The organism is Niabella pedocola (assembly GCF_021044425.1).
Lineage (GTDB): Bacteria > Bacteroidota > Bacteroidia > Chitinophagales > Chitinophagaceae > Niabella > Niabella pedocola.
Window position 1 is genome coordinate 406243 of sequence record NZ_JAJNEC010000005.1, and the last position, 16256, is coordinate 422498.

11 protein-coding genes are annotated in these 16256 nt (G+C 48.5%); 6 read left to right on the forward strand and 5 right to left on the reverse strand.

Features of this window, described 5'->3' with window-relative positions:
- Positions 1-195 precede the first annotated feature (195 nt).
- The 3 genes from LQ567_RS09430 to LQ567_RS09440 are packed head-to-tail and all read left to right on the forward strand — an operon-like array spanning position 196 to position 3415.
- The gene (locus tag LQ567_RS09430; protein ID WP_231004253.1) at positions 196-1344 is read left to right on the forward strand and encodes an iron-containing alcohol dehydrogenase; all 1149 of its coding nucleotides are present in this window, start codon (positions 196-198) and stop codon (positions 1342-1344) included.
- A gap of 3 nt (positions 1345-1347) precedes the next feature.
- Positions 1348-2043, forward strand: coding sequence for a gamma-glutamyl-gamma-aminobutyrate hydrolase family protein (locus LQ567_RS09435; RefSeq protein ID WP_231004254.1), 696 nt, complete (start codon positions 1348-1350; stop codon positions 2041-2043).
- Between the two features lie 4 nt (positions 2044-2047).
- A complete protein-coding gene (locus LQ567_RS09440; protein WP_231004255.1) occupies positions 2048-3415 on the forward strand; it encodes an aldehyde dehydrogenase family protein in 1368 nt (455 codons plus the stop codon).
- 6 nt (positions 3416-3421) lie between these two features.
- On the opposite strand, the gene LQ567_RS09445 is transcribed toward LQ567_RS09440, so the two are convergent.
- On the reverse strand, positions 3422-4681 hold the full coding sequence (locus LQ567_RS09445; protein ID WP_231004256.1) for a DUF445 domain-containing protein: 1260 nt from the start codon (positions 4679-4681) through the stop codon (positions 3422-3424).
- A 241-nt stretch (positions 4682-4922) separates the two neighbouring features.
- Between LQ567_RS09445 and LQ567_RS09450 the strand changes: the two genes are divergently transcribed.
- On the forward strand, positions 4923-6260 hold the full coding sequence (locus LQ567_RS09450; protein ID WP_231004257.1) for an MATE family efflux transporter: 1338 nt from the start codon (positions 4923-4925) through the stop codon (positions 6258-6260).
- A gap of 18 nt (positions 6261-6278) precedes the next feature.
- Entirely contained in the window at positions 6279-6782 is a 504-nt protein-coding gene (locus LQ567_RS09455) for a hypothetical protein (RefSeq protein ID WP_231004258.1), read from the forward strand.
- Positions 6783-7133: 351 nt separating this feature from the next.
- Here LQ567_RS09455 and LQ567_RS09460 read toward each other — a convergent pair whose 3' ends face one another.
- A complete protein-coding gene (locus tag LQ567_RS09460; protein WP_231004259.1) occupies positions 7134-9578 on the reverse strand; it encodes a bifunctional YncE family protein/alkaline phosphatase family protein in 2445 nt (814 codons plus the stop codon).
- 330 nt (positions 9579-9908) lie between these two features.
- On the opposite strand from LQ567_RS09460, the gene htpG reads away from it, so the two are divergent.
- Positions 9909-11795, forward strand: coding sequence for a molecular chaperone HtpG (gene htpG, locus LQ567_RS09465; protein ID WP_231004260.1), 1887 nt, complete (start codon positions 9909-9911; stop codon positions 11793-11795).
- A gap of 342 nt (positions 11796-12137) precedes the next feature.
- Here htpG and LQ567_RS09470 read toward each other — a convergent pair whose 3' ends face one another.
- The 3 genes from LQ567_RS09470 to LQ567_RS09480 form a co-directional block, all read right to left on the reverse strand.
- Complete coding sequence (locus LQ567_RS09470) at positions 12138-13331, reverse strand: FN3 domain-containing metallophosphoesterase family protein (RefSeq protein ID WP_231004261.1); 1194 nt, start codon at positions 13329-13331, stop codon at positions 12138-12140.
- 61 nt (positions 13332-13392) lie between these two features.
- Positions 13393-14196: an endonuclease/exonuclease/phosphatase family protein gene (locus LQ567_RS09475; protein WP_231004262.1), complete on the reverse strand. Its 804-nt coding sequence runs from the start codon at positions 14194-14196 to the stop codon at positions 13393-13395.
- A gap of 295 nt (positions 14197-14491) precedes the next feature.
- Entirely contained in the window at positions 14492-16255 is a 1764-nt protein-coding gene (locus LQ567_RS09480) for a RagB/SusD family nutrient uptake outer membrane protein (RefSeq protein WP_231004263.1), read from the reverse strand.
- Position 16256: the final 1 nt, after the last annotated feature.

Sequence of the window (16256 nt, forward strand, 5' to 3'; positions counted from 1 at the left end):
CACAAATCCTCCCTAAAGACTCCAATAGTCACCGGAAGGATTTTAGAATTGTTCATGAATAACAATGCTTAGATGCTGAACTGTTCACCGCAGGCCGGCTGGTTCAGATTGACATTGTCCAACATGACGAAAAGATCATTGATCCGTCATCCACTTTACCTCATGATACAACTAATTTATAATTAATTTTACCAAATGGCATTTGACAAAATTTATCAATACAATTTTCCAACCACCATTCGTTTTGGTGCGGGATCCAGTAATGAACTGGGTGATTATTTAAAAAAACATGCGCTGGACCGCCCGTTGATTGTAACGGACCCGGTGATTGCACAACTGGACTTTTTTAAGAAAATTGTGGCTACACTCCGGGCGGGCGGGGCCTCGGTAGAAGTATTTCATGACATTCATAAAAATCCCGTAAAATCAGATGTATACCGGGGAACCGACCTGTATGATGCCACCGCACGGGATGCCATCATTGGCATTGGAGGCGGTGCTGCACTGGATGTGGCCCGGGCTGTTGTACTGCGGATACATCACCGGGAAGACCTGTTCAAATACGACGATCTTATCGGCGGAGACATTTATGTAACCAATGATGTGCCACATTTTATTACCATTCCTACCACGGCGGGAACGGGCAGCGAAGTTGGCCGCAGTGCCATTATTGCTGATGATGAAACCCATCAAAAGAAAATACTGTTTTCGCCCAAACTGCTGGCAAAGGTTGTTTTTGCAGATCCGTTGCTTACGATGGACATTCCACCCGCCATTACCGCCGCTACCGGCATGGATGCGCTTACCCATAATCTGGAAGCCTACCTGGTAAATATGGAACATCCCATGTGCGACGGTATTGCCCTGCAGGGTATTTCGCTGATCGGCGAATCAATCGCAACCGCCGTACATAAACCGGATCTTGAGTCACGGAGTAAAATGCTGATCGCCTCCCTGATGGGTGCGGTAGCTTTTCAGAAAGGATTGGGCGTGGTCCATTCGCTCGCGCATCCGCTTTCGTCCCTGCTGGATACCCATCATGGCCTGGCCAATGCGGTTAACCTGCCCTATGGCATGCGCTTCAACATAGAAGGGCAGGAACAGAAATTTAAAAAAATTGCCGCGGCTTTAAACCTGGCAGGATCAGACGGAAAAGACGTGGTGGATTACCTGTTTGAATTGAATACCACCATCCATATTCCGCATCATTTATCTGCGATCGGTGTGAAAGAGGAACATGTGGAAACCCTGGCCGATCTTGCCATTGCAGACTTTGCACATCCCAACAATCCCAAACCGGTATCGAGGGAGCATTTTAAACAACTTTACCTGGAGGCTTTATAAACAATGAAGATCGGATTAACATATACCGGGTCAGAACCCAAACACATCAACTATGTCAACTGGCTCAAAGGAGCGGATACCATTGAAGTGATTACCCTTTCAGCGGCCCTGGACAACCTGGATGCCGTAACCGGTTGCGACGGCATTGTACTTTCCGGCGGCGTGGATATTGCTCCGGAATATTACTCCGGCAAGGCCGGCTATGCCAACGCGCCGGATCATTTCCAGGAAGAACGGGATGCTTTTGAAACGGCCGTTTTCCGGAAAGCCCAGAACGAGCAGATACCTGTATTGGGTATCTGCAGAGGAATGCAGCTCATCAATTGCATTTATGGCGGCACCCTGGTACAGGACCTCGAAGTAAAAAATGAAGTACACAAAGTAGCCGACAACCTGGACAAGGTACATGGTATCCGTGTTAAGTCGGGCAGTATCTTACACGAGGCTATCGGCAGCGAACAATGTGCTGTAAACAGCGCGCACCACCAGGCGATCGGTAATCTTGGCCGGGGGTTACAGATCACCGCCACGGCACCGGATGGGGTTGCCGAAGCAATGGAACGTACGCAAACAGCCGGCCATCCGTTCCTCCTGTGCGTACAGTGGCACCCGGAGCGGATGTATCAGTTCGGACTGGCACAAACAGCATCATCCAACGGAATACGAGAAAAATTTTTAGCAGCCATACAAAGCAAATAATAACATGGAAGTCATTAACCCCGCTACAGAAGAGCGGATCGCAACACTTACAGAAGATAATACACAAACCCTCCAGGAAAAATGGCAGCAGTTGAAAGCCGCCCAGCCCGCCTGGCAGGCACGTCCGCTGGAAGAACGGATCACCGTGGTAAAACGGTTCAGCGAATTACTGGAAGCCAATACCACCAGGCTTTCGCAGGTATTGACCAGCGAAGTAGGAAAACCACTGAGCCAATCTGCAAACGAGATCCGGGGCGCTGTCGGCCGCATCAGCTGGCTTACCGGGAATGCCGTAAAATATCTTAGTGACGAGGTTATGAATGAAACGGCCGATATGGAAGAACGCATTGTATACGAGCCCCTGGGCGTAATTGCAAATATTTCTGCATGGAACTATCCCTACCTGGTAGGCGTTAATGTATTTGTGCCTGCCCTGCTGGCAGGTAATGCCGTTTTGTACAAGCCCTCTGAATATGCCACCCTTACCGGACTGGAAATTGAACGGCTGTGGAACGAAGCGGGACTGGATGCCGGATTGTTTTTGACGGCCATCGGTACCGGCAGTGTAGGAGCAACGCTTTTAGATATGCCTTTTGACGGTTATTATTTTACCGGCAGTTATAAAACCGGCAGTTTTATTTACAACAAAGTGGCGGCAAAAATGGTACCCTGCCAGTGCGAACTGGGCGGCAAGGACCCATTGTACGTTGCAGACGATGTAACGGATATTGCAGGAATAGCAGCAGCCACCGCAGACGGCGCGTTCTATAACAACGGACAGAGTTGTTGCTCCGTAGAGCGGATCTATGTACATGAAAACAAATACGACGCTTATGTGGAAGCATTTGTAAACGAAGTACGCTCCTGGAAAACCGGGGCACCTACAGATGAAGGCGTATATTTCGGTCCGCTTACACGTAAAGAACAAATTGCAACGCTGGAAGCACAGGTTGCAGATGCGCTTGAAAAGGGAGCCACGCTGCTTACCGGCGGGAAAAAGGCAGCCGGAAAAGGCTATTATTTCCAGCCTACGGTACTTACCGGTGTAACGGCCGACATGAAGGTGATGCGGGAAGAGTCCTTCGGACCGGTGATCGGCATCATGAAGGTACAGGATGATGCAGCAGCCGTTGCACAAATGAAGGATACGGAATACGGACTTACCGCATCTGTATACAGCAGTAACCAGGCAAGGGCCACCGGCATTCTGGAACAGGTAGATGCCGGAACGGGGTATTGGAATTGCTGCGACCGTGTTAGTGCCGCTCTCCCCTGGAGCGGCCGGCAACACTCGGGATTTGGAGCTACACTCTCCCACTCCGGGTTAAGGGCATTTACCAAACCCAAGGCGTATCATTTCAGAAAACCGTAATATGCTTTATAACAGTCTGCTTATCGTGTAGATGAGCAATCCTACAATACCACCCACCAGGGTGCCGTTGATGCGGATAAACTGAAGGTCTTTTCCCACTTCCAGTTCCAGTTTATTGCTCAGCTCCTTCCCTTCCCAGTTACCAACGGTATTGCTGATAAGGGTACCTGCCTGCTTTGTATTGCGCAGGATGTAGTAATACGCATTATAACGGATCCAGCGATCGATCTTTGCACGCATTTCGGCGTCCTGCTGCAAACTGGCTGCCAGTTCTTCTACCGTTTTTTTAAAATACCGGCCCAGTGCCGAATCCGTTGCAGAAAGATCCTGCAGCACCTGTGCCTGCAACCGCTTCCAGATATCTCCGGCATATTGCTCCAGCTTGGCGGGTGTAAGCAGGTCGTTCTTTAACCGTTCCAGGTCGCGTTGCCATTCAGGACTGGTTTTGAGCGTTTCTGTAAATACCAGCAGTTGCTTGTTAAAGTCTTTCCGGATCTTATGCTGCGGATCTTTTTCAATCTCCTGCAAATAGTTTGCAATACCGGCCGTAAGTTTAGTGGCAATATAATTATTTACAAATCCCGGAATCAGGAAATGGCTTCCCTCTTTTACCCGTTGCTTTACCAGGGCTTCATTTTCTACCACATAATGGCGTACTTTTCCCAGCACAAAGTCCAGTACGCGTTCATGGTCACCCCGTTCAACGATCAGTTCCAGGCCTTTGGCCACCACCTCATTCAAACGTACACCATCCAGCAGCTCGCCTGCTTTCCGGGCAATAAACCCCGTGATCATCGGGGCATCTGAAGTTTCAATCATCCGTTTCAGCAGCCTGGAAGCCTCGGTTACCAACAGCTGTACATTCTGGGGTTTAACCAGCCATGCAGCGGCTACCGAACTCAATTCAAGCCGTTCGATATAGGGCCGCAGCGTTTTCGCGTTCAAAAAATTGGTCACCACAAAATTCCCGAGGTTATCTCCGATGCTTTTCTTGCTGTTTTCAATAAGATTGGTATGAGGTATAGGCAGGCCCATGGGATGATGAAACAATGCCGTTACGGCAAACCAGTCGGCCAGTGCGCCCACCATCGCCGCTTCTGCAAACGCCTTTACATAGCCGATCCATACATCCGTCCGGGTCTTTAACAGCAACACACAACCCAGGAACACCAGGGTCATCAGTATAAACAAACCGGTAGCCAGCGCCTTATGTTTTTTAAGTTGCGCCGTTTTTACCGCATCCGCCGATTGTATTCCGTTATTCATTTTTATTTTATTGGGGGCATTGAGATATGAGATATAAGATGCCAGATTTGAGATTCCAGATACCAGACCTGCAATGCTGAATATCAAATCGGAATGCCGGATACCCGGCTCTGAGCACTGAATGTCCGATTCTCAAATCTCATATCTCGTATCTCAAATCTGAATCCCACTCCCCGAAAGTATAAAAAATTATGCCGTTTAAATGTGATCCCTCATTTATGAATGCTAATTTTGCCCGTCTATGAATTACAAGAAAGAAGCCAGAAATACATTACTGCTCGCATTCCCCATTATTCTCGGTGAAATTGCGCAGATTTCCCTGCACCTGGTAGATACCGCAATGATCGGTGCGCTGGGATACAAGGAGCTGGCGGCTGCTGCCCTGGTACTCAACGTGATCAATATCCCCTTTGTATTGGGCATCGGGGTAACGATTTCTGTGGCGCAGATGGTTTCACTGGCTCATGGAAAATATGACCGTCAGCTAATCTCGCATTACCTGTATAACGGTTTTATTCTTTGTACCCTTGCCGCCATCGTTATTGCGGCGGGCATCATTGCAGGCACCGAAGTGCTCTATCACCTGGATCAGGATCCCGAAGTGGTGGCCTATGCCGCGCCGCTGATGCGGGTTATGGGCATCTCCATTATACCGATGATCCTGTTTATGACCCTGAAACAATTTGCAGATGGCCTGCAGTATACCAAAACGGCCATGGTGCTTTCCATAGCCGCCATACCGCTGAATGCGCTGCTTAACTGGGTCTTTATTTACGGACATTGGGGCTTTCCGGAATTCGGACTCATCGGTGCGGGCTATGCCACACTCATTACCCGTACGGCCATTTTTGCAGCCCTGGCCCTCGTGATCCTCAATCACCGCGTGTTCCGGCCTTATATGGCCGTTGCCAGGAACCAGTGGAAACTGAATGGCGCCACCTTCCGGCAATTATTAAAGATCGGCATTCCCAGCAGCCTCCAGATCGGAATGGAAGCCGGGGCTTTTGCCGTTTCAGGTATCTTAATGGGTACCATTCATGCCACCACGCAGGCCGCGCACCAGATCGCGTTGAGCTGTGCTTCTTTTACGTTCATGGTATCCATGGGACTTTCGCAGGCCGGTTCCATCCGTGTAAGTACGGCCTTTGGGGCAAAGGATATGAGGCGTATTTCCGTGATTGGCAAAAGCACGATTGTGCTGGCGCTGATCTACGGATCCTTTTGTTGCCTGCTCTTCATCCTGCTGCGCAACCAGTTGCCGCAGCTCTTTAACAAGAATTCGGAAGTGCTTTCACTAGCAGCAACCTTCCTGTTGCTGGCGGCTGTTTTCCAGATATCCGATTCCATCCAGGCCATCAGCGCCGGTTTGCTGCGGGGTATTAAAGATGTAAACATCCCCACTATTTTTATTGCCATCGCTTACTGGGCACTGGGTATTCCCATCGGATGTCTGCTGGCCTTTCATTTTAATATGGGTGGTGTGGGCATCTGGCTGGGACTGATCGTAGGGCTTACCGTTTCAGCATTGTTTTTAACGCTGCGGTTTCTGAAGAAGGCAAAAAGCCAACTGATTGTGTAATTTTAGCTATACATCATATTGAAACGGGAACCTTTTGAAGCAAAACAGCAAACAACTCCTATCAGCTGGGCACATATCCTGATTTGCGCCATTCCCATTCTTGGTGTAACCTTAAGCATTATCCTGGATCCGGAGAATGAGCTGAAAACGGCGCGGGGAAGCCTCGCAGTCATCCTGCTATTAGCCCTTATGCTGTCTACAGTTGTCTTTCTTATTGTCCGGAAAATAAAGCCCCCGGTAACGGGTACCTATCTCTCTATTTCGTTCAAAGGCATCCGGTACCGGAGATTAAAACTGATTGACTGGGACAAGATCTGGTACTTATATATCGAGGAAATACGCGGAGAAACAAGCATGAAGCTACTCCGGATTAAAATCCTTGACCAGGAAAAAGAGGTCGATATTCCGATAGCCGGTCTTGATAAGAACGAAGATCAGATCATGGACGCCATCCGTTATTTTTCTGAAGGAAAACAGCTCCAGATCCTTCACAAGGAAATATTCACAGGCCCGCTGATATGATCCGTTTTTATTTTCACTGCATACTGAGGTTGTTTATAGCCACGAAGACTGGAATACACCAGGAAACACCAGGAATGACATATCATTAGTACATCTTCGTGCCTTAGCCTTTGTGGCGGACCGAGTCATTGCGCGAAAAGAACCTGTTTAGCCACAAAAAAACGGAGGCACTAAGGAACACAAAGGGTAATAATCATTATGAGAAGCAAACGCTTTATATGCATGAAGCTTTCGGAACCGAAATATTAGAACCGGCACTGCGTCGTTGCGCGCAATAAGAACCGTACTACTGCTCTCTGATGCTGCTTTATGTCTTCATGCCTTTGTGGCTGACTAATTATCCGCAGCTCATCAATCATCATCGTCGTCATCCCCTTTCTTCTTCTCCGGGAATTTTAAAAACGCAGCCCGCACCGGAGAAGGTGCCGGTGTGCCTTTGATGCCCATCCAAAGGATATCATTGAACACCAGGTCCGGAACAGCATCTTCCTTCGACCAGTCGAACTGTTCGCTCCAAGCGGCCAGTGTTCCTTTTGAGGGATTGCGTTCGGATAAATTCACGTTTGCGGAAAGGTGGTCAAAAGGTGTAAGATCCGGAGTGGCGGCAAAACAGCGCCACATAGGCGTTGCAGCAGCATCATATTGCGTCATCGGCGGCATACCCAGGATCAGCTCTATCGTACGCAGCATGCCGGAAGTGGAATACATCGTATGGTCTACCGAACGCCGTTTTACGTACGGGCTGATCACATAAGCGGTGCTCCGGTGGGCATCCACATGATCCGGTCCGTTTTGGGCATCATCCTCAAGGATAAAGATGGCACACTCCTTCCAGACAGGGCTCTTGCTGATATAATCTACAAACATGCCCACTGCCAGGTCATTGTCGGCCACATGGGCAAAGGGAGTTTTCCGGCCGGCACGCATGCCTTCGGTATGATCGTTACCAAAACGCAATGTTGTTAGCTGCGGAAGCGCATTGGCGGCTACTAATGAGTCAAAATCCTGCTTCCATTGCCGGAAACGGGTGGTATCGGCCACCCCCAGGTCATAACCGGAATAGCCCATGGCAAAATTACCTTTAAGCACATCCAGTTTTGCCTTCCCATTATCTACAAACTCCCCGTAGGTACGGAAAGACACGTTGTTCCGCGCAGCATGATCCCATATAAAGCCGTCGCGGTTGTTGGCAATCTTGCGCTCTCCTTCCCCGCCATAAGTGCCCCCCCTGCCGCCATAGCTCGAGGGCCATGTTTTTTCCAGGTAGTCAGTGGCATAAGCGCCCATACTCCAGTTATGTCCGTCTGCACTTACTTCCGCATCTACATAAAAGTTATCCAGCAATACAAAATTGTTTACGATCTTATGCTGGTTAGGTGTGATCTTTTCACCAAAAAGACAAAGACTGCTGTCGCCATTTCCCTGCGTCACATCTCCCAGCACCTGGTCATAAGTGCGGTTTTCCTTAATCACATAAAATACATGTTTGATGGGAGAAACTGCGCCAACCTTCATGGGTACCGGGTTCCCCGGTTCTCCCTGGGCCGTTAGCTCTTTATCTTTTGAATAAGGTGTATTCTGATAGACCGCATGCGAATAAACGGCCAGTTGCGCCGGTGTGGGAGTATTGATAAAACTTAAGGTACCTCGAAACAATCCCGCAATGTACTGTACCTGCGCCGGACGGCTGCTGTCGCCGGCGTGCCGCAATACCACTTCTTTTTTATTCACCGGGTTAGGGCCATAGGGATTGGCCATTGATGACATACCCTTGCCGTTGGTAACCAGGATCTGTTTTCCTACAACCTTTACATTGGTAGGATACCAGCCTACGGGGATAAATCCCCTGGAAACCGATTTTGAAGGCACGGATACATCAAATACCGCCAGGCAATTATTATCTGCGTTCGCCACGTACAAGACCTTCTCATCTGCTGAAAGCGCTACCCCGTTACTGGTAGAACCGCTGGGTGCGTTGGGATAAAGGGCAGCGTTTAATGTTTCGATAACCTTGTTTGTAGCCGTATTGATCACCGACACGGAATTATCATTGGCATTGGCTACATACAGCAGTTTGCCGCTTTTGCTGATACAGATCTCGTTCGGGTGGTTGCCCGTGGCAATAGTGGCCGTGATCTTTTGGCCGGCAACATCCCATACCAGTAGTTTACGATCGCCCCAGATGCTGATATATAATTTTTTCCGGTCGGGCGACAGTTTGCAGGTGTACGCCTCTGATCCCAGGCCCGTTTTACTTTTTATTTTTCGGGTAGCCAGGTCAAATATATACAGGCTGCTGTCTTCCCGGGTAACCACAAAAAGCTGGTTGCTGATTTTATCATCCACATCCAAACCTGCCGTGCCGATACGGTTCGGCCATTTTTCACCCAACACAAAGGAGTCTTTTAAAGCCAGGCGGTTATTTTGTACGTCATACCGTTTTACAACATTATCATGCCCGCCTGATGCATACAGGTAGCGGTCATTGCTGCTGAAGGCGAGTCCGTACCAGGATTTGGAGATTACGACACTATCGATCCTTTTTTTTGCCGCCACGTCAACCAGATCGATTGTCTGCGTGCTCTGCCCATTATTGGTTACGGCTGCCAAACGCCGGTTATGGCCTATTACCAGGTTCAGCGGCAAATCGCCCAGGGATACCTGTGCACCGGCAGGAGTCAGCGACCAGCCATTTGGGAGCAGTATTTTATCACGTTCAACCCGGGGCTGGGCAAAAGCGGGAACAATCATTATGGCAAGTGCTATTACAGCAATAAAGCGGGATAACAGGTTCATATTACAAATTAATCGTTTTTGGCTTTAACGGCTGCAGGTAATGGCGATAAATAAGGTAAAGTTAATATGGAATTTGAAGATGTGGAAATGCGGAAATGAAGACCAGTGTGTTTGATGATCTTTTCTTCGGCAAAAATCCCCAGTCCTCCTGGCCCCCAAAAAGCCCAACCGGAAACAGGCCTTCAGCATTTAGCTTTCAGACCAGACTAGCATCAAACAGACCTCACCTGGAACTTTAAACCTGGAACCTGCCCTGCCCAACTGACAAAATGACCTTACCGCCCGCGATGGTATTGCATTTGATGTACAAAGAAAAAATTTCTACGAACTATGATACAAGAAAAAGGCTCCATTTCCATTCATACGGAGAATATATTCCCTATTATTAAAAAATTCCTTTATTCAGACCATGAGATCTTTCTTCGCGAATTGGTTTCCAATGCGGTAGATGCCATTCAAAAAGCAAAGCGCCTGGCGTCCCTGGGCCAGTTCAACGGTGAGATTGGTGCGCCGCTGGTAGACGTAAAAGTAGACAAAGCGGCAAAGACCATCACCATTTCCGATAACGGGATTGGGATGACGGCTGAAGAGATCAAAAAATATATTAACCAGATCGCTTTCTCCGGCGCGGAGGAGTTCATGGAAAAATTCAAAGAAGCAAAGGATGCTTCGGAAATCATCGGCCGCTTCGGGCTTGGTTTCTATTCGGCATTTATGGTGGCCGATCGCGTAGAGATCCAGACCCTGAGTTTTCAGCCGGGTGCAACCCCGGCAAAATGGTCCTGCGATGGCAGCACGGAATTTGAGATCAGTGAGGGCAGCCGCACTACCAGAGGTACCGATGTGATCCTGTATGTAAATGATGAAAACCAGGATTTCCTGGAAAGCCACCGTATTGAAAGCATCCTGAACAAATATGCAAAATTCCTTCCCGTACCGGTTCAGTTTGGTACCAAAACAGAAAGTGAGCCCGATGGCGAAGATGAAGAAGGCAAACCCAAATATAAAAGCGTTGAGGTTCCCAATATTATCAATACAAGCGTGCCTATCTGGACAAAGGCACCCAGCGAACTGAAGGATGAAGACTATCTGAACTTTTACCGGGAGCTGTATCCGATGAGTGAAGACCCGCTGTTCTGGATCCACCTGAACGTGGATTACCCCTTCCATCTGACCGGGGTATTGTATTTCCCCAAGATCAAAAACGATATCGAACTGCAGCGTAACAAGATCAAGCTATACAGCCGCCAGGTATTTATTACCGACGAGGTAAAAGATATCGTGCCTGAATTCCTGATGCTGCTGCACGGGGTGATCGATTCACCGGATATCCCGCTGAACGTATCCCGCTCTTTCCTGCAATCGGATGGTAATGTAAAAAAGATCAACACCTATATCACCAAAAAAGTAGCGGATAAACTGGCGGAGCTCTTCAAGAACGACCGCAAGGGCTACGAAGAAAAATGGAACGATATCGGTGTGTTTGTAAAATACGGTGCCATCAGCGAGCCGAAGTTCTGGGAACGGGCAAAAGACTTCGTACTGCTGGTCAATACCAAGAAAGCGCATTACACGCTGAATGAATATAAAGATTATGTGGCTCCGGCCCAAACAGACAAGGACGACAACCTCGTATACCTGTATACGCCCAATGCGGAGAAACAGGATGGATATATACAGGCTGCCAACCGGAAAGGATATGATGTATTGCTGATGGACAGTCCGCTCGACAATCATTTTATCAGTCACCTGGAGCGCGACCTGGAAAAAACACAGATCAAGCGGGTGGATGCAGATGTGCTGGAGAAACTGATCGACAAAGGAGAAACGATCTCCAGCAATTTATCCGAAGAGCAGACCCAGGAAATCAAAGAAGTGTTTGAAAAAGCCATTACCAAACCAGGTATGGATATAACCGTGGAAACCCTTTCTGCGGAAGCCATGCCGGTAACCGTTACCATGGATGAGTTTATGCGCCGTATGAAAGATATGGCGGCCATGGGCGGAGGTATGAGTTTTTACGGAAGCCTTCCCGACAAATACAAAGTGGCCATCAATGCCAACCACCCGTTGGCAACAAAGATCCTGGCGGAAACCAATGCAGATGCCCGGCAGGCACTGGCACAACAGGCCTTTGACCTGGCGCTGCTGGCACAGGGTATGCTTACAGGCGCAGAGCTTACTTCTTTTGTGGAAAGAAGCGTGAAGATGATCTGAACCGGCTTCCGGGTGCAACCGGTTTAACTGAAAAAAGGCGGTCAGCGGCCGCAAGCAATAGATGCTATTTTTGCAGAACGTCATTTGTTCCTCCGGACCGAATGACGTTCTGCTTTTTTAAGCACACTGACACCTGCGGTATGCATGCACATACGATCCAAACAAATCGGAGCATCTGCAGCTATGAAATAATTATAAAGGGAAAACCAATACCCGGGTTTCAACGCCGCTGACGCTGGGCTTGTACACCTGATACCCTATTTCATCTCTCTATTTAAGAGCCCAACAAAACAACTGCGCATCTGCAGCTATACCCCGCCGGAAGGCTGGCTGCCGGGTCTTTTATTTAGGTTTTACAGAAAGCTCATCCACCAGCTTGCCCGCCGGATCAAAAATGCGGAAACGGGCTTCCTTATCATGAATGTTTGCCTTGATGATGTTGTTATTCGAATTCACGATAATGGGGAACCCTACAGCATCGGATACCTGCTGAATGCGGTGCCGATGTTCGTGCGCGCTCAGCATTACCTGGATACCGGCTTCGTTAAGAATGGGCAGCCACTTTTTAGTAATCTCCTGGTTGCCATGCCAGCCACTTGCCGGTGGAATATGACAAATTGCAATTTTGTACCTGGCTTTCCGGTAGACATCCGTTTGTACAATAGTGCGCAACCATTTTGCCTGCTCGGTCCGGTAGGCATCCATATCGGTAATACCGCTGTATTCAATATCCGAATCCGGTTTATCTTCGCCGCCGTCCAATACAATAAAACAGGCATCTCCCCGGGTAAACATATAATAGAGCGTTCCGGTGTTGCCCGGAAAGTATTCGGGGAACTGCGCGGCAAACGGGCCCCTGGTTTCATGATTCCCGCGCGCATAATACATCGGTATCTCACTGGCAAATAATAATGTGGCGGTATCCATAAAACCGCGGAACACCTGTTCTTCACTCAGAGAGCTGTTTACCATATCCCCGTTAAATACAACAAACGCCGTGTTTGAGAAATCGACCTGTCCCAGCAACTGCTTCAGCACCGGGTTCCGCTCGTGAATGTCGTTGACCACCGCAAACTCAAAAGGGCCGGGCTTTCCGTTGGTGCGGAAGGTAAGCGGCTTTTTCTGGTATACCGCCGTAGCCACTACTTCGCCGTACTGTACTTTCACCCATTCATGTTTCAATACTTCCTGGCTGTACACCCGGTAGCGGTAACGGGTATCGGGGGTTAAGCCGTTCAGCGTTACCCGGTGTATGGTGCCCTCTTTCTTCAACCCGTTGGCGGCACTAAAATATTTAGGCCGCTCCTTCTGGTAAAAATGACTGTCATCATCCGGTGCCAGCTCTACCCAAGCGGTTGCAGGTTTGTTCGTGGTCCATACAATGGATACACTGGAATCGGTCATTGCCTGCAGGTAAGGCCCATGTGTAATCTTTATTTTCTCCTGTGCGTTACCGCAAAATGAGGCTGCAAGAAAAAGTAAACAAAACCCCATTTTTACCGGGAGGGTCCATCCCCGGGATTGCGTCAATTTCATAAACATCTGTTGTTTGTTCAAAAATACCGGGAATATCCGCTGCAAGGAACCCGCAAGCGTATTATTTTACCAGCTCCAATGTAACCAATACCGGTTTATGATCCGAAGCATCTTCGTTACCGATCACCTCAACCTTTTTCACATTCCAGGTTTTTCCCTGGTTCAGAAAAATATAGTCTAACCGGATCTTTGGCTTGGTATAAGGAAACGTGAGTTGCGGATTTCCAAACCGTACCGCAGCATCGTCCATGGTTTTGGTAATGATGCCGTATGCTTTGGATTCCGGCGTGATATTAAAATCGCCGCCAACCGCTACCGGAAGGTTCATCCCCAACAGGATATCCGTAACGGCCTGCGCCTGTGCCTGCCGGTTTTCATCAAACTCATGGCAAAGATGCGTTCCCGCAAATATCACTTTTTTACCATTTGCAAACCGGTGCTCAATAGTGATCAGGGCTCTTCCTTCGCCTCCGGCGGGGGTAGGTAAATGATGTATTACCGGTTTGGCCGGGTAGCGCGATAACAATCCTTCTCCGTATCCGCCTTCACTGTAATCCATTGCCTTTCCAAAGTAGCCATACATACCGGTCATCTTCGCCAGTTCGGCTACCAGGTCTTTTTTTACACCGCCATTAAAAGAAGCGGTTCTTTGGGTCATACTGTCCACCTCCTGCATGGCTACAAAATCCGGTTTGTACCGGTTAATGACCGCGGCAATTTTTTTCAGGTTGCTTTTCCCGTTGGCGTAATGTTCTTCCCCATGATAAATATTATACGTGAGCACCTTTATGGTTTGTGTATGGCCGGCAGTACTGCCTATACAGCCCAACAAAAGCAATACGGCAAATAAATAATTTCTTTTCATCGTTATATTATTTTGTTTTTTTATAATCACTCTTTACGGGACGCTCCCGGTAAACATCCGTTTCCTTCAAAAAGCGAAGATGCCGAATAAAACGGAAACAGATCCGTCGGATATGGCTGCCAATAACCGGTGATATTGCCTGCTGAGATCCATCATACGTTCGTCATGCCGTTACCAATCAATAGGAACAACATGACGAACGCATAATGGAATGTCAATGCCTCTTTTTGGCGATCTGTTATTTGCTTTTCGAGATGCACCATCCTTCTGTGCGCGCAATCTGTACCACCCCTGTTTATTTCCAGTTGGGGTTTTGTACCAGGTTGGGATTTAACTGCATCTCCTGCACCGGGATCGGCTCCAGGTAGTCCCGGCTTTCGTTAAACACCTTCGCAACCTGGGGATTTACCAGGATGGATCCTCCGTTGGCATTATTCTCCAGGATAACCTCGCTGCCCAGTTTGAGGTATTGCGGGCCGCTTTCCGGAGGTCTTGTTCCGGTATAAATATACACATCCACTTTACCATCACCATCCAGGTCATAAGGTCCTACGCCCGGGAAATACATGCCCTTAAACTGCTCTGCAAACAAGTGCCCTTCCTTCCATCTCAACAGATCCCGGCGACGGAAACTTTCCATCACCAGTTCAATCCTTCTTTCACGGCGGATCTCCAGGATAATGCCCTTGTTGGCACCTGAAACCTGGGTATACTGCGCAGCCAAATAACTATCGGGAGTTGCGTTGGCCGCTACCAGGTTCATATTCGGCATGCTTACGCGGTCGCGCAATAGTTTTATGGACTTGTCAATATCCGCCTGTGTTAATGTGCCCAACTCAGCTTTCGCTTCTGCAAAATTCAACAGTACTTCCGCATAGCGTACCACAGGCATATCGTTGGTAGACCGGTTATAAAAATCTTCCGCCTCTGATGTAACGAATTTTATCAGCTGGTACCCGGTAACGGTTCCGGTAAAATCCGGAGGCAGTTTTTTTGTATTGCCGATGCGGGTATAGCCGGGGGTACGGATCGTTTGAGACAGCCGTGGATCACGGTTCTGCACTTCGTTAAAAAACGGCTGTGTACTATAATCTGCTTTGTCTGTAAACCGCGTGCCGTCCTTCATCAGATAACTGTTCACCAGTTTTTTTTCAAGGCCCGGACGGCCATAGGATGCCGTTATTGTATAGTAATTCACATTATGCCATATCTGCAAATCATTACTGAACCGGCGCGTAAGGATCACTTCCTTATCAATGGCGGCCTTCGACGAAAACAGCTCCTGGTAGGCTTTATCGGGCGTACTGGTGTTTAAACCGTAAGCACCGGAGTTAATCAATGTTTCTGCTGCCTTAGCCGCTTCCTGCAGGAATTTATCAGCACCCGGCAGGTTAAACTCAGGATGATACTTACGGAACGTTCCTTCAAAAAGGCAGATCCTCGACTTAAAGGCAAGCGCCGTCCACTTATGCACTTTCTCCACTTTATCCGGCATTCCTTTCGGTTCGCTCATCCAGCTGATCGCCGTATCAAGATCGGCCAGTACACTGTCCATCACCAGGGTACGCTTATCCCTGGGGCGGTTCAGCAGCGAAGAATCCTGGATATCGATCACGGCGCTGTACCAGGGCACATCTCCAAACGTTGCTACCTTATCAAAATAAAAAAGTGCCCGGAACAGGTGCGCTACACCGCCATAGTGTTTGGCTCCCGGCAGCTGTACCTTGTTATAGTTTGCGAGGAAATAGTTGATATTTCTTAAATGATACCAGTTCCAGCTTCCCCCCGAAACCGGAACCACCCGTTTGCCGGTTAAAAAATCACTTAGGCTGTTTTTTATCACATTATCATCATCTTCATTATAAACCCCTTCGGCGGTAGGTATCACCGCAGTATTGGCATAGAAGGAATTGGTATACAATTCCAGGTCTTTTTCCGTATTAAAAAAGATCCCGGGAATGATTTCACTTTGGGGCGTCCGGTCCAGGAATCCCTTTTTACATTGAACCAGGAATCCCGATAAAAAAATGAACAGAACGATTACCTTATATTGCTTCATA